The sequence below is a fragment of the cf. Phormidesmis sp. LEGE 11477 genome (assembly GCF_015207105.1).
Lineage (GTDB): Bacteria > Cyanobacteriota > Cyanobacteriia > Phormidesmidales > Phormidesmidaceae > Phormidesmis.
Genome location: NZ_JADEXO010000047.1, coordinates 12,056 through 31,839, shown reverse-complemented (window position 1 = coordinate 31,839; position 19,784 = coordinate 12,056). Strand labels below are relative to the sequence as shown.

The window sequence follows — 19,784 nt, the reverse complement described above, 5'->3', positions numbered from 1 at the left end:
GTTTAAAGCCACACTCTTTTCTCCTAAAGCACTAATTTAGACCAACATAGTATATAGGCTCGAAGAATGTAACCCATCAGACAGATGACTGTTAACATATATAACAAACAAAAAAGTGCTAAAAAGGCGAAAGATGTGCATGTTTAGCACTTTTTTTGCTGGTTTTATACAGAAATCTGAGAAAATATACAGCTTTTTGTTTTTTTGTATAAAAATTGTTCTATCTGTTCATGGTCTATACAGAATTCAAGAAAAATGAACAGATCTAACTGAGCTTTGTTCAATTTACAACCAAAGGTAGTTTCTCTAAGCTGTCGGGTGTAACTCAAACAGGTTTAGTCGGACTATGAATCATGCATTGTCTCTCTATGACAAAGTTAAGCTCAAAGATTGGATGATCGCAGTAGTTGGCGTTCTATTCGTCAAGGAATGCGTAGCAGTAGCGGGGCATCTAAACCAGATCAGCTACGAGCTTGGTCTTGCTGCCTCCATCGCGTTCTACGGCGTCCTAGTTTACGCCTTTAGTCAGGTTTATAGAAAATTCAGTCCAGCAAATAGAATGCTCGTAATGACTGGCGTAGGAGCGCTGCTCGTCCTTCTATTCAGCCACGGCGGTCCAGCTCATGCTCAGTTCCTACAGAACGCAGAGGACTTCTTTAACACTGGAGTTGATACGTTTGGGTTAGATGATAATCTTGGTAATCTTATTTTCCTTATCTTCTGGTTGATTAGAGGAGCCTTTGTAATCGGTGTAGCGATTGCTCTATTGCCTGCAATTCAAGCCGCTAGAGAAGGTGAAGAATGGCGCAGCTTAGCTAAAACACCAATGATTGTTGTGGGCATTGTCTTAGCTGGAGCGACAGCTGTTGACTTCCTTGTTGGTGGTGTAGGCGGCTAATTATCGGATCAAGATGAAATCTTCTCGTATCGATAACCCCATCTATGTACAAAAGGCAATCAGCTCTAACGTCAACATAGGGCCTGTTCCCGGCAGTCAGATCTGGTGGTGGAGCGGGGCGTTAATTTTCACCATCGTAGTTTGTACAATATTCAACAAAGGGTGGCCTGTAGGATTTCCTTTGTTTGCATGGCTAGCAGGAACGTCATGGATACTAACCGGAAAAGACTCTTGGAAATTTCTAAACAGATTTCACAAGCCGCGACGATACGTTTTTGCTGGACTGCTCTATCATTCATTTCTTGAAGGTGAAGGAATTGCGAAAAAGAATTCAGGCGCGTAAAAGACGATTCAGACAGTATCGCTGGAAACCACCCTTGCCCAATGCAGAAATTCTGACAGAACTTGATTTTGCTGAGCAGATGAGAGGTTCCACTTTATTCGCTACCACCCGTTCTGGCAAATCTTGTCTTGCTTCTAACTACCCTCACTCGCTTATAAGGAACCATTAATATGCCAGCGACCAAGGTTAAAAGACGAAAAGTTAAAAGGCTAACCCAAAAAGGTGTAAAGTCTTTGATTTTGGAAGCGTTCGAGAAAGAACTAGCTCTCGAAACTTTTGTCGACATTCACCTAAAGGAGCGAAGGGTTGGCTGTGCCATGCTCCAGCAAGGGGCTAAGAAGTTTCGCTTTGTCTTTGGGTTTGAGACCAACGGAATACATGACAATCTCACTGACACTCAAGTAGAGCGGGCTATCACTGATCAAAGGCAGGGACTTCAGGAAATGGAAGGCACCGCCACCTTTCACATGGAGTCATTTTCAGAAGACAGCGACAGACAAAGCTATCTTGATTCTCTTATCCATAAATGTAGTTCGTCCGACTTGCAAGCACTCCTATGTTCTGAGAAGAAACGTTCTCACGAGCTATCCGTAGATGGAATAAGGCAGGTCAAGCGACTAACTATCTACGTCGATTACACGGTTGATATTGACACCGCTCAAATAAGCGATGGAGACTGGAGCGAAAAAGCAGTTGCTAGAATCTTCTCGCTTTGGCAATCTACGAAGACAAGCGTGAGGGGAGATGATATCAATGAGAGACGCTATCACGCGCTTATTGAGTCAGCCTTCAACAATGGTTATTTAAGGTGGGAACAAGTCCTCTCAAACAGAATGGGTTTGGAGATTAGAGCCCTTTCAAAACAGGAGCTATGGGAGCGCTTGTACAGCCGTTTCAATAAACATCAAGCGCCTGAGATACCTCAGTTCATTACCTGTACTGAAAAAAGGCTAACAGAGACTATCAATTCTCACTTGCATCCGCGCTCAGCACTAATACAAGGAGAAAATGGCCAGTCTAGAGTGCCAAAATCAGACTTCGAATGGATGAAAGTCCGCGATAAGTACATAGGCTTGATGGCTTTCACAGAACGACCAGAGGTTTTTCCAAATATGAGAGCCCAGCAGCTCTATCTATGGAGAATGATATGCCGTCCGCAAGTTCAGAATGTAGAAATTTTTTCACAGATACGCTCCTCATCGCTTAAAGTGATGCGCGAGAAGATGTCAGATGTGATCAAAACATCTAAGCGTAAGTCTGATTTAGCCTCTGACCAGCGCTCTATCGACATCAGCGCTGATATCAACTTGAAGAAGGGAATGGAAGCTCAGTATCAACTGTATGAGGGTTCAGTTCCGCTTACAACCGCAACAGTAGTTTTAATCCACAAAGATCATCCTGGACAGATAGACGATACGGCAAACTTGATTTCAAGCTGCTTTCCTCTACCTGCCAGGATAGTTCGTGAGAAAGATGTTGCTTGGCGTTACTGGTTGCAGACGCTACCAATTGTTTGGGAAAGGCTACTAGATAAACCATACAAGCGAACACTTCCCTATCTCACAACGTCCGCACCGGGAATCATTCCACTCACGATGACCCGCCAGCTCGACAGCACGGGCTTTGAACTGATTGCAAACGATGGTGGAACCCCTATCAAGATCGACTACATCAAAGAACACAAGAACGTTGCTTTGTTTGGGACCACTCGTTCTGGTAAATCTGTTGCTGCCAGCGGTATGCTAACCCCCTTTATTGCATCTGGATTTCCCGTGGTTGCACTCGACTATCCAAAATCGGATGGTACATCTACGTTTAGCGACTACGCCGATTTTTTGGGAGATAGAGCTGCTTATTTCGATATCGGGAAGGAGTCTTCAAACATCATGGAGATTCCTGATTTGCGAGGACTGCCAACAGAGGTTAAGACAGAGCGATTCGACGACTACAAAAGCTTTTTAGAAAGCTCCCTTCTGATGCTAGTAAAGTCTAGCGATGAGGGATTAAACCAGATGGCGAGAGCACTGCTAGGTAAAGCGCTCAACGGATTTTTCAGTGACGAGAAAATCAACGCTCGGTATGACGCGGCATTAGAAGGCGGATTCGGATCAGATGAATGGAACAACATTCCTACGCTCACTGACTTAGCGCCATTTTACTCAAGAGAGTTTCTTGAGTTTGATGAATCAACGAGTACTGCGCTCTCAAATGCCAGAGAACATATAGCCATCCAGCTAGAGTATTGGATTAATTCAAAGATAGGCCGTGCGATTGCTCGTCCCAGTTCTTTCCCAATCAACGCACAGCTCATCGTCTTCGCACTGCGTAATCTTTCCAATGACGATGAGGCGGCGGTGCTTGCACTCAGCGCCTATGCAGCGGCGCTAAGATCTGCATATCGAGCGCCGAAGTCCATCTTCTTTATTGATGAGTCGCCCATCCTATTCGAGTACGATTCGATTGCAAAGCTGATTGGACGTATCGCTGCTAACGGTGCCAAACAGGGGATTCGGCTGTTCCTATCGGCTCAAGATCCCAATACTATCTGTGAATCTCCGGCTGGGCCAAAGATTATGCAGAACATGTCTATCTTTATGACTGGGCGCATCAAAGAAACGGCAATTGACTCATTCGTAAAATATCTCCGCTACGACGAGGAAATTATCTCCAAAAATGCCAGTAAGTCTTTCTTTCCACAGCGAACTGGGCTGTATTCTAACTGGCTAGTGGACACAGGGGGAATGCTTACCCACTGCCGATACTATCCAAGCGAACTTCAGCTGGCGATTGTTGCTAACAATATGGAAGAGCAACTGGCTAGAAACCGCGTCACAGAACGGTATGGCGGCAGAAGGTTAGAAGGGTACATAGCATTTTCAAAGCAGTACGCTGCGGCTATTCGAAATGGTGACGATATGGAGGTAATTTCATGAGACAGCTTAGATGGACACTTTCGCTAACAGTTTTGCTGCTATTTCCTACTGCTGTGGTCGCACAAAGCGACACGTCTCTCGATCAGCTCTCTAGAGAATTTAGGACGCTTCAGAGCAATACAGAAAGTTCTGATCTACCTATGCAGACGCAGAGTGTAGACACTAGCTCACAAACAGAAGCTGCTGCACCAACTCAGAGTGTAGACACCAGTTCGCAAACAGGGACTGCCGCTCCTACACAAAGCTTTGTCCCCTCACAGGGAAGCGCTACAGTTCCCGACGTGGTTGGCAATACACGCGGCAGTGTAGATGACATCATAGATATAGATGCGGGCGGGTACATTGATCCGATCACAGGAAGAGTCAACAGCTCTATAGAGGGAGTGAAAGGAAGAGTTACCGATGGCATAAACCGCGCTTTATCAAGAGCCGTCTCTCCAATTGATGAAGCGATTCAAGGTGCGCTCGGGAGCGTTGAGGCGCAGGTAGATAAGAGCATTCAGAAAGTGATGGCCCCAGTAGATCAGGCTATCGATAACGTTATGAGCGGCATAGAGGGTCAGATTGATAAATGGCTCACTGATCTTTTCGGTGAGGCTGTTGAAGATATCGCAGGCGATGTACTTGGTGAGGCGACTGGTGGACTTCTTGGCGGACTTCTTGGCGGTGGCAGTCGATCTGTAGAAAAAGCATACGATCCCCTTTCTCCAGCTTCGTCCGTTGTCACTGCAGCTACGTTCAACGAGCTGCTCGCAGGTGTCACACGTCCTTACGCCGATATCATTCCTTTTGAGAGTGGCGGTATGGGCCTTCCCGACTACAGCTCTATACCATCGGTAGTCGATGCCCTAGTTGCAGGTAAAGATGGTAACCCCAACCGAGTAATACAAGGTGCTGATAGATTCTCAACTAACCCTCAAGGGCTAGCTCTTTCTCTAAGAGGCGAAATACGTCGAGCAGGTTCACAAGCCGTTGCCGCAGGAACACTGAGTAAAACTGGCCAGGATCTTATGCAGGCTGAGTTGGAGGGTGCGAAGGAATCCCTTAACGCTGCCATAGAGTATGCAGATGATTCTCAAGATAAAGATGTCACCCAAGACATCATGAAAAATCTATCGGCTCAGTTAGCACAAGATAGTGTTATTCGAGCAAATGAGTTTAGGCAATCTACCATTGACAGACAGCAGCAGGCCGCTGATGCTATGGTTCAAACCGAGATAGCGCAGCTTTTAAGTGAGCAAAATAGAAATAACAGAGCTTCTTTGCTAGGTAACGTATCTGCAATGCAGATTGCAACAGCAGGGCTTTTTCTGCCAGGAGAATGTGGCGACAATCCACTACCACATTGTCAAAAAGCTATGGAGGACAGTCCAAGTGATTAATTTATTAATCTGGTCAAATTCGTTCTATCTAGCGGTAGATGGAGCAACAGAATTAGTACAAGATGCGATGGGTGTCAACAAAGATGCAATCGCATCTTGGAACGAACGATGGGAAACGATCTTTGATTCGGGTCTTTTCTCTATCATCGTGCAGATGAGCATCTATCCTGCGGTAATTGCAATTGTGATATGGATGACGGGTGAAATCAAAGATTTCGATAAAGGTGAAGTCTTTAAGCGTTCGTTTTACCCAAATCTGATGTGGGCAATGTGCGTAATAGTTTTATTAAACAACAACGGAGCATTTCTAGCGGATGGGGTTCAAGGATTGCACAGGTTCGGACAGGTTTTTAATCAACAAGCGCTTTCCTACCAGCTCAATGATGTTGCTCTTGAGGACGCGATCAGGGCGTCAGTTGGACGAGGAGATCTAACAGCAGCTATACAAGCGCAGTTAGGTCAATGCAAAGCGTATGTTGGACAAGAGCAATACAACTGTCTTATCAATGCAAGACAGCAAATTGGGCAGAGGATCGATACCTATGAGAATGAGTGGCTGCTAGATCTACCCGATGCCTATGCCAGTACGAAGGAACAGTTAGACTACCTACTCGTTCCAGGGGGAGGAGATGCTATCAATGCAATTGATGATTTTGCTTTCGATGATGCTTTCGATGATCCTGTCATGATTGAAAATCCAGGCAGTAGATCAGGAGAAAGGGTGGGCGAAGCCGCTCAAGAAGGTTTCGATATAGCGGCTGAAGAAGGCAAAGGAATTGTAGGTAGAGCCGTTGGCGCGGTCTCTGGCGCATTTCTAGGTGCGCTGGGCAGCATTATCCAAGGCTTTACCCACGGCTTCTTACTGGCGGTACAGTGGGGCTTCGTTAACAGCCTTGAAATGGCGATGCTGCTAACTGGACTAGTTGCTCCGTTTGCAATCGCCCTTTCTTTCATCCCAGGAACGGGAAGACCGATCATCGCCTGGTTGTTGGCCTATGCTTCAATGGTCATGGTGCAGTTCTACTACAACATATTCATCGGCATCATCGGCGTAGTGATAGTTAATTCAAATGCACACGATATGAACGGCTATCTACTCGTTCTGGCAGTTTTTGCCCCTGTGCTTGCTATTAAGCTAGCGCAAGGAGGTGGCGTAGCCGTCTTTGAAGCGATTAGCTCTGGTTCTGTGGGATCGGTAATAGCATCAGTAACTGGCGCAGCCAAGGCAGGGTAGGTATGACAGCTTTAAACAAGGAGATCTTTAGACAAAAGATTCTAGATAAGTCAAACCTGCTGCCTACGCTTGTCTGGTCAGCTATAGGTTTCGGCGTCATTGGGACCGTAACAGGTATTCTTAGCCTGTTTGTTCTCATCGTTTTAGCAGCCAAAGATGTTCCAAGCTTGGTTCAACTAGATAATGGACAGACTGTATTAGTTGAACCTATAGACAGCCAGGACAGAACAGATGAGGTTATCACCAGTTTTGTCGAAGAAGCTATCTCACAAATATTCACTTGGAACGTCGTTAGTAAAGATCAACAAACCAGGCGAATCACAGATCCTGGTATTCCAATTGGGACTGGGCAGAAAGTGCCTACTAGAACCTGGCAGGCATCTTTTGCTATAGCAGAAGACTTTAGAGAAGTCTTTCTTGAGGAGATGGCAAATTCTTTTATCCCGAGAGGCGTTTTGACAGGTGATGTACAGAGCACTCTATTGATCGACTATCTCAGCCAACCTAGAGAGCTAAAGTCGGGAGTCTGGGAAGTAGATATGGTCGCTTTTTTAGTGATCTTCGATGGTAGGAATCCTCAGGGTAAGACGACTAGTTTCAACAAAACAATAGTAGTAAGAGCTGTAGAGCCTGCTATAGATCCGTTGCCTGATGAGACTACCGCCATACAAAAAGCGGTGTACCAAACTAGATCTAAGGGGCTGACAATCGATGAAATTTACGAATTGGAGGCGAAATAGTGAAAGGCACTGGACAGGAGAATGGCTATTCTCTAGATAAGATCAAAGTGTTGGTTGGGCTCAGTGATACTGAAGAGAAGAGTACGCCAGTTAGTGCTGAGTCAGTTATTTCAGATGAAGAAACAGACCTTCTTGAAGAAGGTGATTTCGTAGAAGAGAGAACGGAAAGACAGCCCTGGCAATTGCCGTGGACGAAGATGCTAGTCATTGGCGGTCCTTTAGGGATTGCCTGTCTTGTAATTGGCTTTATGCTCACCGGACTGACTGGTCTGAACAGAGCTGACGATGAAAATGAGGATGTCGTTGTAGTCTCAGAACCAGAACAAGTAGATACAGAAAACGCAACAGAAGATGAGATTGCAGCGCTTAAAACAGCGAATGCATTAGGCAATCAAGCATCAGTGTTGAACAACCAACCTACGAGAGCAGAAGTGCGCCCCCAGCCACCTGTTCAGCCAGAGTCAGAGCCAGCAGATGAGCAGACTCAGGAAGCATCATCAGAAGTCAGACAGCCGCAGCCAGCCACCGTCTCTAGTCCCTCTGCAATTAGGTCGCGGCCCATGCCGGTAGCTAGACCCGTCACAACTCCTCGTAGACCCGTGGCCAGGCAACCTGTTTCACCGCAGTCAGTCGCTCAGCCTGCGGCTAGACAACCTATAGTTCGGCCATCTACTGTGCCTACATCGGCTCAGTCCTCCCCAGAAGAGGTAATTGATCCATATGATGCTTGGGAAAGATTGGTCGCACTAGGTAGCTACGGCAGGGTCGCCGACCAGGGAAATGGTGGAGGGGCTTTAGAGTCTGAGGTCAATGCAGAAAGTTCGACAGCTGCTGCGACCATAACCAGCGAAGCTCAGCAACCAGTAGAGAGATACATTCCAGTTGTTGTAAGCGAGAGCACTTCTGTTGAACCAACTGTCTATCGGGAAGTAGTGTCGTCAGAGCCGTCTATAGATACGGAACCAGATAAAGAAGCCACACCTGAGAGTCAGGAGGAGAATGAGTTAGCTGCTGCGAGTGAGCCTACAGAGTTCAACAAGGCGTACGAGGATGACGTTGCGTTCATTATGTCAGGCGGCAACCGCAACGACGCCATTGAACAGTCCAGCGCAGTAGAGATTCTACCTGGAGTCAGTGCCGGGGGACAGTTCATCGTGCCGATGGCATGGTCAGAGGATCTTCAAAGCCCACCAGGGGCAGTTGAGTTGACAGAAGATCTAGTCTCTAACGGCACTGTCATTATGCCAGCCGGAACACAACTAACAGTCGAATTAGCAGGTGCTAGTTCGAGCGGAATGGTCGAACTAAGAATTACCTCGATTATCCTGCCAGAGAGCAGTTATAGCTATATGCAGATACCTGTCGAAGCAATTACGATACGTAGCAACGACGGTAGCGTACTGGTTGCTAAAGAGATGTCGGGCTCAGAAAGAGATATCAACAGACTTACTCGAAACCAAGCAATTCTAGGAGCAATTGGACAGGTTGGCAGTGTACTCAATCGACCCAATAGCAGTAACAGTGCGATTGGTCCAACGGGTGCTATCAGCTCTACAGACTTCGGGTCGCCTAGTATTCTAGGCGCTGTTTTAGAGGGTGCTGCTAATACAGTAATAGCGCAGAGAGCGCAGCAGAACCAGGACCAAATTGAAAGTCTACAAGACAGAAGTTCTATCCTAGCTATCGAGCATGGAACAAACATTGAAATCTTTATAAATCAACGGATTCTGTTGTGATGAAAGTTCCTTTTTGCATACCTTGGCTATTCGTCTTCATTCTGTCGCTGCCTGCCAGAGCGTCGCTGGTAAAAGAGGCAGAGCTAACGCCGTCTTGTGATGGCGAAGTTCCTGTTACTGTCTATCGAGGGATGGGAGCGGTGATCGACTTTACAGAAACTGACTTTGTCGTGCGAAGGGCATGGCTAGGAGATCCGAGTCGGCTAACGCTTGATACCGACAGACCGATGGAGCAGGGCGGAAGCCGTGTTGTCTATCTAAGAGCGATTGAGACCCTTGACTTTGAGGGACTACCTTCTACTAGCACGACTGTTCTTACTGCCATAGTCTCCGATCTAGATAGTGAAAGAACCTGTCAATTCCCAATTTCCTACAGTGATGGAAACCCTGAATACACATCGATTCGCCTAATTGATGGCCAGGAAAGAGACGGAGGGACTGCGTCGCCGCTTCTAGCAACGGTAGATATAAACAATGTAGAAGCCGGAATCAACTCCAATGCTACAACGCTAGGTGAGGATAGTCTAATCGTTGTTCAAGTCCGCAGCTTTATTGACGAAGTTCGCAGTGGGAAGGTACAGAGAATTGCTGCTCAGGAGCTAGATATACAATGGGTGTTATTAGAAGAACTAGAAAGACAAGGCGCTTTAATCAATACGCCAGCCTATCGTCAAACTATCTCTCTTTAGCCCTTTTCCCTTGGCTGCTTGGCGTATCAAGTCTACCCTTGGCACAATTAGAGATAGAAGACGAGTCCACCACAATCCCCGACATCACTCAGGTATCAATTGACTCTTTTGGCACTCTACCAGAAAGTGACCAAGGCGTTGCTGACGTCATTTCCCTTTACGACTTTTCCAACCTGGTCGATATCAGGGATATGACACTAGGGTTTGCCCATCAGTACATTTCTAGGGAAGAAGCCGAAGCGCTAACCCTTCAAGATTATTCGTTCCTTAGCGAGGTTACCTTCGCTGAGATTATTCATCTCACGAATTCATATAAAAGGGACGTTGACCAGTTTCCTCTAGCACTAGTCTCACTGAAGACATTCCTTTCCCATCCTGTTCTAGCCAGTGAGAGAAAACTCACCCTAGCACAGGTGATGACAAAGTACCCCGACATCGGCAACTTCAAACTTGGCTTTCTAGAGCTAGAACAATATGGAGAACAAGAAATTCCAGGACTACTAAGGATTCCGCTTATGGAGATCCCTGGATGGGGAGATATCAAAGTATCAGAAATTCCAGGGCTTAAAAAGGCGGCGATCGACGCAAGTGATAGTCTCGATGGCAGCATAGTAACCCTCACAATATCCTCAAAAGACGACCAGGAAATAGTTCTTCTCAAAGACAGCTCAGGGCTTACTCTCGAATGGAGTCAGCAGCCAGCAGATGGGCTAAGACCTTTTGATAGCTATCTGGCCGTGCCAACGATATCAGATGAGAAGATAGCAGTGTCAGCGTACTTTCCAACCTGCGGGAAACAAGCAGAAGCACTAGAATGCAACCTGATTGGCCCCTTCCCGTATGGTCAATATGCTGAAGGTGACAGTATCTACGTGTCAGCGAAAGACTGGAGCCTAGCAGATGAAGAGGAAAGACTCTCGGCACCAGAAACTACCGAAGAAGAAGGTAATCTACCTGATACTGCAACGCAACCCTTGGCTGGTCAGGCTCAGTTTCTCAAGGTTTTGATAGCAGCCGGACTAGGGACTGCTCTAGTAGGCTTACTCGCTTTCTATTTCATGTTAAGAGGCTTATTTGGGAAGAAGAAGGCATGACCTACTCATATATTGCACAGACAGCAGAGGTACAGCCTTCGTCACCGCTAGACCTGGGATACATCCTCAAGCAGCCAATGACACAAACGGTAGGTGTCATTATTCTCTTGGTTGTTGTCTCTTCTTTGCTAGGTGATGGAAGTGGCAGCGAAAGGAGACTTCTAGCCCACGGCAGAAAAGGAGGAAAAGTAGATTCAAAAGCAGCGAAGAAAACTGCCTTCAAGCAGATGAGGGAACGAAAGCACAATAAAGTTTCCTTTTGTACTCAATCTGTAGACACAAGCGGTAAACACTACAAAACTGGTCCAGGTGCCATGTTCGTTACCGATGCTCAAAGGGGAACTGCTGCTATCGGCGCTTCTAGCTCGGGAAAGACATATAGTGTGATTGACCCGCTTATCCGCTCATCTGTAGAGCAAGGGTTTCCTACTATCATTTACGACTTTAAATACCCAGAACAAAGCAGCAAGGTAGTTGCCTACGCAGCTAAAAAGGGCTATGAAATTAGCGTGTTTGCACCTGGGTTCAAGGAAAGCAGTATCTGTAACGTACTTGATTTCATGTCAGATGCAGACGATGGCCTGATGGCAAGACAGATTGGATCAACCTTGACGGCAAACTTGGCTGGGAAAAGCGCAGGGAAGCGTGATGAGTTCTTCGGAGATTCTGGCGACCAACTGATGCAGGCACTAATGATGCTTGCAAAGAGTTTGCCGGAACCAGACTTAATGACTGCTTCCGTACTAGCTTCTCTGCAGAAGCTGCCTGATAGGATTCTTCAAGTGAAGCAACGCTGCGAAAATTCCTCAAAGAATGACTGGCAGATATCTACACTAACTTACATGGCGTTTGCTCAAGTCATCCAACTAAGGGAAAGTGAAAAAACAATCGCAGGCGTCATCGGTACAGCTCAGCGTGTTTTCTCTAGATTCTTAGTCAGGGAGCTAATTTCGACGCTCTGCGGAAAAACTACTATCCCTATCGATATGGAAGGAAAGAAGCTTCTTATCATCGGGATGGACCAGACTAGACGCGACGCCGTCTCGCCACTGTTAGCAACAGTGTTGACTATGCTAGTCAACTACAACCTATACAACAAAGAAAGGATAGATCCGCTAGTCCTATGCCTAGACGAACTTGATTCACTGTATCTGCCGGATCTAAAGCGATGGGTTACTGAGGGAAGATTCAAGGGGCTTTGTCCCATCATCGGCTTTCAAAATATTGGTCAGATTGAGGAATCCTATGGTAAGGGAATTTTGCAAACAGTTCTGGGTGGTTGTGGTACGAAGGTGATTCTCAATCCGCAAGACAAAGCAAGCGCTGAATATTTCTCGTCCTATTTAGGTGAGGAAACACTAGATATTAGACAGCGTAGTAAGAGCAGTGGTAAAAGTTCATCGGTAACACGCTCTAGACAGCTCAATAAAAGACAGTTGGTAGAAGTGGCAACTCTTCTGAAGTTCCCCATTGGTAAGGCCGTGTTTATCAATCCTGGCTATTCGTCTAAAAAGGAAGCTTATGTCCCGGTCATTGGACAGATTAAAATTCCAAAAAATGAAGCAGCCATTTCAGATAAATGTGAAAACCTGTGGCCAAAGATTAGGCAGAAGCTAATTGCCAGAGCGCAGGATAACAGTACCGATCCTGAAGTGATTGAGCAGCGGCGGCAGTTCTTAGAAAAGATGTTCTATCTAGAAGATGACAATGCTCCGACTAAAAGTGGTAAACCGAAGGATTCCAGCTTATTAAAAAGATTAACTGAGGTGCTATAGACATGAATTATCCAGGACTTCAAGGGGCAGGTGGATATACTCAATCTTCCTCATCTAGAACTGCCGAAGCGAGTGCCTCGGGAGCGTCCTATTACACTGCTCTTAGCATTGCTCTGATTTATATGAAGATAAAAGCAGCGTTTAAAGAAACAGAAGCCGAAGAAGAGGAAGATTCTCAAGCAGTTGACGTCGAGGTTGAGGACCAACCAGAAAACTTCAAAGAAGCGAACGAATACAGTGAGGGATTCAACACAGACGAGCAGCCTCTAATAGAGGGAAAGGCGATACAGGCGATTGAAGGTGCCAGTCAAGATCAACTCGCTGCTATGGCACCGCCAACGGCACTGCCACCTGATAGGCAATCTGTAAAGGATAAGATCGACCGTATCGCTCAGACCAATCCTGTCGTAACAGTCAAAATTGGAGATACTGTTCTAGCAGAACCTTCGTCTTCACTTCTCGAACGGTTGGAAGAGCTAGGCGTAGAAGAGCAGAAAGCGTTTGCAGAGGCGATGCAGGGAGAAAATCCCACACAGCGCGTATCTATTACCATCGAAGAAGAAAATATTAATTTTCTCGCTACGCCTGAAAACAACCTTGGCTGGACCGTTCCTACAACGCAAGCAGACGTTGAGGTTGCTCAGTCTGAAATCATTGAAGAAGTTCGTAGGCAAAACTCTAAGAGTCATCAGAAGATTAAAAGCGCAGCGCAGATGCAAGCTGTTCAAGACGGCATAGAGGAGGGTACATACCCGCTTCACGGCGAGAGCAAATACTCTGTGCTAGTCACGTCAGATGCTGTCTTCGTCTTCGATCAAAAAAGCGGACTTGTTCAAGATTCCGTCGAGATTGGTGAGGTTAGCAACTTAGCAGAAAAGATCACTGACCAAATAAACGGATTAACTCGGCAAGAGCAGACTAGAGAAGCCCTTGCAGATTATGGAGGTCCACGTCACGCAAAGCCAGCACGATCTAGCAGTGCGATTCCAAAGGTTAGTAGAAGACAAAACGAACTTACACCATAAGGTCCATTTATGAAAAGGCACCAAAGAAGAAATCTTAAGAAGCAAGCGCAAACTATACTGTTTTGCGCTGTCCTAATTTGGGCAACTTTCAATGCCATCGCCTCTGGCGCAGCGATGGCATTTCAACCAGCTACAGCGCCGAGTGTACTAGATGGCTACGAGGATGTCGTCGTTTACAACGGCTATGCCTACGGTACTTCTGCTGATGGCGGGGAAGCGATCGCAAGCAAAGCGACTGGGGAATGGAAGCTTTCATGTGCTTTTAGCCATCATCTTTCCAATCAGGAACTACTAGGGCCATGTGGATTGCCGATTGGAACGGCCAGACACATGAAAGTACTCAGGAAGAAAGGAATCAACCATGAGCTGTTCGTTTCCTGACTAGCCTCCTGTCAATCTAGATAAAAAGGAACGGCATCGCAAAGTATTGCTATCTGAGCTTTTGAATCGCGATGCATCCTTTTAGGGTCTCTTCCTGCGTTTCTATACGCTTGCTCGCAAGCGGCCAGCTCCTGTAGTTTCTCTTCTCTCACAGGGCGATCGCGGTTTCTATCCCACGCGGAATTAACCCTCACACTCGGTATATAGCCGCACACCTCTGCAACTTGACCGTCAGTAAACCAATGATATTCTTCCTTCGGTATGCCTTGAGCCTCTAACTTAGCCAAACACCCCTGCTTGCCTCCAACGAACATATCAGTCTTGGAATCAACAGCGTAGCTCAAGAGGGCAAGGCCAACCATCAGGCTCGAAGCGCGGGGGAAGCGAGTGACTACATTAATGACTATATTAGCGACCCCACTAATGATCCTAACAATGGCATATCCATACCAGAAGTTGTTCATGACCAGTACCAGCGTGTATATATCCTTTCTAAAGTTAGGCTCATCTTAGATCATAGCCCGACTAGAGTTTGATTCTCTTGACACTCCCCGACCTAAAGGAACGGGGATTCTCCTAGACTTTCAGGCTATATCGTCTAAGTATCCGGGATTCAGCGACCGTAGCGTAGAAGGCTCGATAGGTTGCTTAGATGTCCGGTTCCCAGCCTGATTCCGTTTGCCATTGCTGGCGAAATCACTGATGGGCGTAGATTTCCCGCAGTCCACGGGTATCCCCTTACGGTTGGGGGTCGGCTTTTTATGTCTGGTGCTGACAAACCTTAGATTTAAGCGTCGTTGTCCGTTGCGCGCCGCTTGCGTATCAGCGTGGTCAATGTGACCGCACGACTCGCATACAAATTTTTCACCGTCTCTATTTGACTTAGAGACGTGAGCGCAAGCTGAACATTCTTGAGAAGTATGATGCGGTGGATACTTGAAAACAGGCTTCCCAGACTTGGTAGCCAACCACGCAACTTTAGCGTAGAGTTCGCCCCAAGCTGCGTCAGAGATAGAACGGTTCAATCCTCGTTTGCGGGACTGACCGTTAGGAAGAAAACGACCCTTCTGTTTTTGGGGCTTACAACGCGCTTTCATCCCTTGGACATTGAGATGTTCGTGACCAATAGAATCGGCTGTATCGACTATTTTCTGAGCCGCTTTCCACTGATACGCACTGCGTTGATCACGAATCTTTTTATGAGTTTTAGCTAGAGCTACACCTGCTTTAGCTCTGTTTTTAGACCCTTTTTTCTTGCGATTTACTCTACGCTGTCTGATTTTCAAACGTCGCTTAGTCGCTTTATTCGTGGCGAATCGTGGATTTTCGATGTGTGACCCATCGGTTAATGAAGCTAGTTTGTTGATGCCGACATCGAAACAAACGTTAGATTTTAGATCTGCTGTCGCAGTTGGTATCGGTAGATCAGGTTGGTTTTTGACAATAACCGAAAGATAGAAACCATCGGCTTCCTCAATCACCGTGACCGTTCCGAGCTTAGATTTTTCTGGGAATGGGCGGCTGTTGTGATGCCGCATCCATCCGATACCAGGGAGATACACGCGACTGCCTTCAAACTTAACCCGCCCCGGTGGATACTGAAACGACTTGAAATTAGAGCGCTTACGATACGCTGGGAACCCTCTGTTGTACTGCCAAAAACCAGTGAAAGCAGCGTCTAGTTTTTTGATGTTCTGCTGGAGAACTTGAGAATCGATAGATCCGAAATAGTCTGATTCGTTGCGTAGCTCAGTCGTGCGTTTTTGCTGGATTCCACTAGCACTATTCCAGACGACAGTAGCCGGTTTAGTGTTGGTCGCTTTCTTAGTTTTAGTCAAAACCTCTACCGAGACAACACCGTGTTTTACTACAGCGCAAGTTAACGGACAGCAACCACCATATTCGGTTCTATTGGATAAATCGCAAAATGAACCAAACGCATACGTTACGGTCGCTTCGGAATCTAAGTTATTGCAGTTGTATCCGGTTTCGCGTTCACGCAGAGCATAGTTACGATGCTTACGCAGCTTGACGACCCACTCAGTCATTTGGTCTGACTGAGAAGTATTAGGTCGAAGCTTATATCTAAAGCGCGTTTGCATCGCTTACGGAAGTCGTGTTAAGGTTGGTCTGTAACTAATATAGCTTTGGTCTGTAGGAATGACAACCCCTTTTAGGCGAGAAAGGAACAGCGTTACGAATCTTTTATGTCATTTGGTCTGTGTTACCAAGAAACGCCGCAAGATATTCACGAGCAAAAGCCTTGAAAACATTGAAGAATCGTTTCGCAGCGTAGCCGAAAAGATGAATTTTGAAATTCGGGAATTTAACGGTGAATCAGACCACGTTCATGTTCTGTTGGAATATCCGCCGAAACTATCAATCTCTCAGATGGTCAATTCGCTTAAAGGCGTATCGAGTAGAAAATACAGGTCTACTGGTTTTCGATGTCCCACCGAATCAGCGCTATGGAGTCCTAGCTACTTTTGCGTTTCGGTTGGTGGGGCACCATTGGAGATCCTTAAACAATACATCGAAAACCAGCAACGACCCGTTTAGAACTGCTCGCTTCCAGCTCACTTGAGAGACGTATCACTACATCCCCGCCCTGAAGTGCTGGGCTTTGTGATTTTTCTCTCAAACTCTCTTAAGTCTTAGTAAGCCTCTTCGTTCTTGAATGACCTGGGACTAGGTAAGCGTCTGAGGATCGACTTAGCCCAGCCGTGAAAGTTCATCACTTCAATAGACTCTTGGTACTGCGGATTGCGCGAATCGCTGTGGAGGATAGAGCGCAGTTGACATGCTCCCCTCGCTGAAGCAAGGGGAGCATGTCAAGGAGAATCTAAGTAGTCCGCTTACGGCGATTGAATTTTGTGCAGCAGGCATGGCCTTCACAGTAGAGCCATTCATCGGGTTGATTGCTGATAATAATTGCTTCTAAAAATATTGAACAGCCCCCTTTAGTAGGGTCGAGTGGTTGCTTTAAGCAGCGGTTACACCAGGTTGATGTAAACAAACCGCACTCTGCGCCATGCGATGGCAGGTAGGGTGTCCCGTCGTCAACATTGCGTTTGAGCGAACGAGACAAGTTTTCTTCTGCGTCTTTGCTTAGTCCTAGTGAATGCTCAGGAAGGGAGTCTGACGGTTTGACGTAATTGTCCAGCGGAAACAGCATCAGCTGCTCTTTGTTCATAGCTAATCTTCTTAAACTCGATTACTTGGTCGGAGACTTCAGAGGATATGAATCATGCTTTGTAGGAGCAATTGTTGATAGTATATATGAACTGTCTGAACATGAACTGGCTGAGCCATGTTGTCAGGCTGCTGTTGCCCTTTCTGTGTTCGCGCTGTCGCCGCCACCATCGCTATGCAACTGTCTTTTTGACGTAGAGCAGCGAGGTCCGCCCATATCTACGTTGTCACTGATCGGACTGAAGGGTTGTGGGAGTACTAGAGCGATGTGTAATTGTTGCCAGCGCCTGTCCGCTGAGCTGCCGTGATGATGTGATTACTCGTAATCACATTTGCTAGAGAGCGATTATCCCTGCCAGTCTGTCAACCTCGGCCAGGACGAAGGTAAGTGGAATGTTGGTTGAGATGCAGCTTTCTTCTCTGCTATCTGGTCGAGCGATCGCCCCTGTAGTCGTCTCATCTACTTCAACGCAGTGTGATCGCTCATATTGTTACCGTTAGTGTCCTCTACATGTATTAATCAACCTCAGTGAATGAGGTTGATAGCGATGGCATTAGGTAAGAGAATTGTAGGAATGCATCAGGTGCAGAGAATACAACGAGCAGCCAAGAAGCGGCGAAGGATAGCCGTGATCGCCTACCAGCTCTATCAGAAGCGTATGCAACAGCATAGTAGCGGTGATGAGCATAGTGACTGGGCTCAGGCTCAGGAGATAGTTAGCAGTCCGCTACGACACTCTGTGTACTTTGTGAATCACATTGTAAAGGCTATCCCAACTTCGCCAGTGCGATGGTTTGCATCAGGCGTTTTAGGTAAAACTTCGTGGGAGTGGATGGAGCTATTGCTAATCCCATCATTTTTGGCTGTTGGTGCGTTCTACCTGGAGAACCAGATAGAGAGGCGACAGGAAAGAATTGCTGATGAGCGGATCAAGCAAGAGACATTGACAAGCTATTTCGAGCAAATGAAGGAGCTGTTGCTGTCGGAAAACCTGCGCGAGTCGTCGGTAGATAGCGAGGTGTGCAGCGTAGCTAGAGCGCTTACGACGACGACAGTTAGGGAGCTAGGCAGTGAACATAATGCTTTACTTGTTAGCTTTCTGCAAGAATCTAATCTCAGCCGAAGGCTAGAAGCCACAGAAGTAAAGTCTCTTCCGCTCTTAACCGGTCTAGATCTGAGGCGCACAGACCTAAGCGGAGCTGACCTGAGCGATGCCGACTGAGTGGTACCATACTTTTTGGTGCCAATCTTCGCCATGCATACCTCAGCGGTGCCAACCTAAGCAATACAAACCTAAGCGGTACAGATCTAAGTGGTGCTAACTTAGATAATGCTGACCTGCGCCATGCCTACTTAGGCGGTACCAACCTGTACGATAGTTATCTATTCGATGCTGACCTACGCTTTTCTATAGAGCTTAGGAAAGAACAGCTATCAAAAGCATTTCTATGCAACACGCAACTGCCAGAAGGTATAGGGTTAGATTCAGAGCGAGGCTGTGGGAAGTTTGACCGCAGTCTCGCTCCGGACGGTTCCTTTGTGTCCTCTTCCCTTTGAATTTTGTACGGAAATCAAAAGCGTTGGAGCTGGTCTTTGTAGTGTTGTTCGAGCGATCGCCTTCACCGTTTTTCCTATCATCAAGCCGAAGATCTGAGTCTGTGTCTACTAGGGAAGAGTCTAATGCAGCAAACCGCGTTGGCGGGCTAAGAGGTAAGGTGAGTTGTCATCGGCCACCAGCGCCACCGAGAGTCGAGCTGGTCTTTGCACTGTTCGTTCGTTTGTCCGTCAGCGCCTCTATTGTGCTGTTGAGATGATGTGATTATACGCTGTCACGCTATCACCCCTCTTATGCAGCGCGCTCACCCCTGGCCTACTGATTAGGCTAAAGGGTGCGTAGTACTAGAGCGAAGTAGTTGCTGCCAGCGCAGGCGCTGAGCGTGATGACGTGATGAAGCAATTACTTCCCCAATAGATTCTAAATATTTTTCTCCTTTTTCTTGACGTTAGCCTTACGTAACTTCATCCACTTAATGTTTAGATAAAGACAGCGAAAGCCACCTGGTCAGAGGCGGCTTTCAGTCGTTTACGGAGCTATGTTGTGCTGCAAACTAATCGTATTTTAATCCCACTAATTGTCATATGTCTAACTGTTTTGGGTTTATCTGTTGTCTACAGCGGTGGATGTATGAATGCTCAAGCTGGAGATGGTCACAAACTTCGTATCTCGGGACATAATTCCATATGCGTAGGAGGTGACTTCTAGAACAGCCGATCAGACAGGTTTCAACTGGCACAACGTGCCTGAATGCCGAATTGAATGGCGATCGCCGCCATGATACCTATCCTGGGAAGCTACGCCGC

The 19,784-nt window shown here is 46.7% G+C and carries 18 protein-coding genes; 15 read left to right on the top strand and 3 right to left on the bottom strand.

What is annotated here, in order from left to right:
* The first annotated feature begins 346 nt into the window (after nucleotides 1-346).
* From IQ256_RS14860 to IQ256_RS14810, 11 genes are all read left to right on the top strand, one after another.
* Nucleotides 347-898 (top strand): hypothetical protein, encoded by a 552-nt coding sequence (locus IQ256_RS14860; RefSeq protein ID WP_193856329.1) that lies wholly within the window; start codon nucleotides 347-349, stop codon nucleotides 896-898.
* A 513-nt stretch (nucleotides 899-1,411) separates the two neighbouring features.
* Nucleotides 1,412-4,174 (top strand): hypothetical protein, encoded by a 2,763-nt coding sequence (locus IQ256_RS14855; protein ID WP_193856328.1) that lies wholly within the window; start codon nucleotides 1,412-1,414, stop codon nucleotides 4,172-4,174.
* Nucleotides 4,171-5,556, top strand: a complete 1,386-nt coding sequence (locus IQ256_RS14850) for a hypothetical protein (RefSeq protein WP_193856327.1) — start codon at nucleotides 4,171-4,173, stop codon at nucleotides 5,554-5,556. Before IQ256_RS14855 ends, IQ256_RS14850 begins: the two co-directional genes overlap by 4 nt.
* Complete coding sequence (locus IQ256_RS14845) at nucleotides 5,549-6,790, top strand: hypothetical protein (protein ID WP_193856326.1); 1,242 nt, start codon at nucleotides 5,549-5,551, stop codon at nucleotides 6,788-6,790. The genes IQ256_RS14850 and IQ256_RS14845 overlap by 8 nt, the downstream gene beginning before the upstream one ends.
* A gap of 2 nt (nucleotides 6,791-6,792) precedes the next feature.
* Complete coding sequence (locus IQ256_RS14840; protein ID WP_193856325.1) at nucleotides 6,793-7,530, top strand: hypothetical protein; 738 nt, start codon at nucleotides 6,793-6,795, stop codon at nucleotides 7,528-7,530.
* A complete protein-coding gene (locus IQ256_RS30420) occupies nucleotides 7,530-9,266 on the top strand; it encodes a TrbI/VirB10 family protein (RefSeq protein WP_193856324.1) in 1,737 nt (578 codons plus the stop codon). The genes IQ256_RS14840 and IQ256_RS30420 overlap by 1 nt, the downstream gene beginning before the upstream one ends.
* Complete coding sequence (locus IQ256_RS14830) at nucleotides 9,266-9,955, top strand: hypothetical protein (protein ID WP_193856323.1); 690 nt, start codon at nucleotides 9,266-9,268, stop codon at nucleotides 9,953-9,955. Before IQ256_RS30420 ends, IQ256_RS14830 begins: the two co-directional genes overlap by 1 nt.
* 38 nt (nucleotides 9,956-9,993) lie before the next feature.
* Nucleotides 9,994-11,049 (top strand): hypothetical protein, encoded by a 1,056-nt coding sequence (locus IQ256_RS14825; RefSeq protein WP_193856322.1) that lies wholly within the window; start codon nucleotides 9,994-9,996, stop codon nucleotides 11,047-11,049.
* A complete protein-coding gene (locus IQ256_RS14820; RefSeq protein WP_193856321.1) occupies nucleotides 11,046-12,824 on the top strand; it encodes a type IV secretory system conjugative DNA transfer family protein in 1,779 nt (592 codons plus the stop codon). The genes IQ256_RS14825 and IQ256_RS14820 overlap by 4 nt, the downstream gene beginning before the upstream one ends.
* 2 nt (nucleotides 12,825-12,826) lie before the next feature.
* A complete protein-coding gene (locus IQ256_RS14815; protein ID WP_193856320.1) occupies nucleotides 12,827-13,849 on the top strand; it encodes a hypothetical protein in 1,023 nt (340 codons plus the stop codon).
* Between the two features lie 9 nt (nucleotides 13,850-13,858).
* Nucleotides 13,859-14,230: a hypothetical protein gene (locus tag IQ256_RS14810; RefSeq protein WP_193856319.1), complete on the top strand. Its 372-nt coding sequence runs from the start codon at nucleotides 13,859-13,861 to the stop codon at nucleotides 14,228-14,230.
* Nucleotides 14,231-14,241: 11 nt separating this feature from the next.
* Here the strand turns inward: IQ256_RS14810 and IQ256_RS14805 are convergent, their stop codons facing one another.
* Both IQ256_RS14805 and IQ256_RS14800 read right to left on the bottom strand, forming a co-directional pair.
* The gene (locus tag IQ256_RS14805; RefSeq protein ID WP_193856318.1) at nucleotides 14,242-14,694 is read right to left on the bottom strand and encodes a hypothetical protein; all 453 of its coding nucleotides are present in this window, start codon (nucleotides 14,692-14,694) and stop codon (nucleotides 14,242-14,244) included.
* Nucleotides 14,695-14,814: 120 nt separating this feature from the next.
* Nucleotides 14,815-16,278, bottom strand: a complete 1,464-nt coding sequence (locus IQ256_RS14800; RefSeq protein WP_193856317.1) for an RNA-guided endonuclease TnpB family protein — start codon at nucleotides 16,276-16,278, stop codon at nucleotides 14,815-14,817.
* Nucleotides 16,279-16,390: 112 nt separating this feature from the next.
* Here IQ256_RS14800 and tnpA point away from each other — a divergent pair, with 112 nt between their 5' ends.
* The gene (gene tnpA / locus IQ256_RS14795) at nucleotides 16,391-16,789 is read left to right on the top strand and encodes an IS200/IS605 family transposase (protein WP_193856316.1); all 399 of its coding nucleotides are present in this window, start codon (nucleotides 16,391-16,393) and stop codon (nucleotides 16,787-16,789) included.
* Nucleotides 16,790-17,072: 283 nt separating this feature from the next.
* Here the strand turns inward: tnpA and IQ256_RS14790 are convergent, their stop codons facing one another.
* Entirely contained in the window at nucleotides 17,073-17,423 is a 351-nt protein-coding gene (locus IQ256_RS14790; RefSeq protein WP_193856315.1) for a hypothetical protein, read from the bottom strand.
* Nucleotides 17,424-17,970: 547 nt separating this feature from the next.
* Between IQ256_RS14790 and IQ256_RS14785 the strand changes: the two genes are divergently transcribed.
* The 3 genes from IQ256_RS14785 to IQ256_RS14775 are packed head-to-tail and all read left to right on the top strand — an operon-like array spanning nucleotide 17,971 to nucleotide 19,237.
* Nucleotides 17,971-18,645: a hypothetical protein gene (locus tag IQ256_RS14785; protein ID WP_193856314.1), complete on the top strand. Its 675-nt coding sequence runs from the start codon at nucleotides 17,971-17,973 to the stop codon at nucleotides 18,643-18,645.
* The gene (locus tag IQ256_RS30415; RefSeq protein ID WP_193856337.1) at nucleotides 18,642-18,980 is read left to right on the top strand and encodes a pentapeptide repeat-containing protein; all 339 of its coding nucleotides are present in this window, start codon (nucleotides 18,642-18,644) and stop codon (nucleotides 18,978-18,980) included. Before IQ256_RS14785 ends, IQ256_RS30415 begins: the two co-directional genes overlap by 4 nt.
* Complete coding sequence (locus tag IQ256_RS14775; protein ID WP_193856313.1) at nucleotides 18,977-19,237, top strand: hypothetical protein; 261 nt, start codon at nucleotides 18,977-18,979, stop codon at nucleotides 19,235-19,237. Before IQ256_RS30415 ends, IQ256_RS14775 begins: the two co-directional genes overlap by 4 nt.
* Nucleotides 19,238-19,784: the final 547 nt, after the last annotated feature.

What these genes read in the sequence shown, in the direction of transcription:
- IQ256_RS14805 (WP_193856318.1), bottom strand. Translation starts at nt 14,694, where the DNA reads ATGAACAACTTCTGGTATGGATATGCCATTGTTAGGATCATTAGTGGG.
- IQ256_RS14840 (WP_193856325.1), top strand. Translation starts at nt 6,793, where the DNA reads ATGACAGCTTTAAACAAGGAGATCTTTAGACAAAAGATTCTAGATAAG.
- IQ256_RS14850 (WP_193856327.1), top strand. Translation starts at nt 4,171, where the DNA reads ATGAGACAGCTTAGATGGACACTTTCGCTAACAGTTTTGCTGCTATTT.
- IQ256_RS14860 (WP_193856329.1), top strand. Translation starts at nt 347, where the DNA reads ATGAATCATGCATTGTCTCTCTATGACAAAGTTAAGCTCAAAGATTGG.
- IQ256_RS14820 (WP_193856321.1), top strand. Translation starts at nt 11,046, where the DNA reads ATGACCTACTCATATATTGCACAGACAGCAGAGGTACAGCCTTCGTCA.
- IQ256_RS14810 (WP_193856319.1), top strand. Translation starts at nt 13,859, where the DNA reads ATGAAAAGGCACCAAAGAAGAAATCTTAAGAAGCAAGCGCAAACTATA.
- IQ256_RS14830 (WP_193856323.1), top strand. Translation starts at nt 9,266, where the DNA reads ATGAAAGTTCCTTTTTGCATACCTTGGCTATTCGTCTTCATTCTGTCG.
- IQ256_RS14815 (WP_193856320.1), top strand. Translation starts at nt 12,827, where the DNA reads ATGAATTATCCAGGACTTCAAGGGGCAGGTGGATATACTCAATCTTCC.
- IQ256_RS14855 (WP_193856328.1), top strand. Translation starts at nt 1,412, where the DNA reads ATGCCAGCGACCAAGGTTAAAAGACGAAAAGTTAAAAGGCTAACCCAA.
- IQ256_RS14790 (WP_193856315.1), bottom strand. Translation starts at nt 17,423, where the DNA reads ATGAACAAAGAGCAGCTGATGCTGTTTCCGCTGGACAATTACGTCAAA.
- IQ256_RS14800 (WP_193856317.1), bottom strand. Translation starts at nt 16,278, where the DNA reads ATGACTGAGTGGGTCGTCAAGCTGCGTAAGCATCGTAACTATGCTCTG.
- IQ256_RS14785 (WP_193856314.1), top strand. Translation starts at nt 17,971, where the DNA reads ATGGCATTAGGTAAGAGAATTGTAGGAATGCATCAGGTGCAGAGAATA.
- tnpA (WP_193856316.1), top strand. Translation starts at nt 16,391, where the DNA reads ATGACAACCCCTTTTAGGCGAGAAAGGAACAGCGTTACGAATCTTTTA.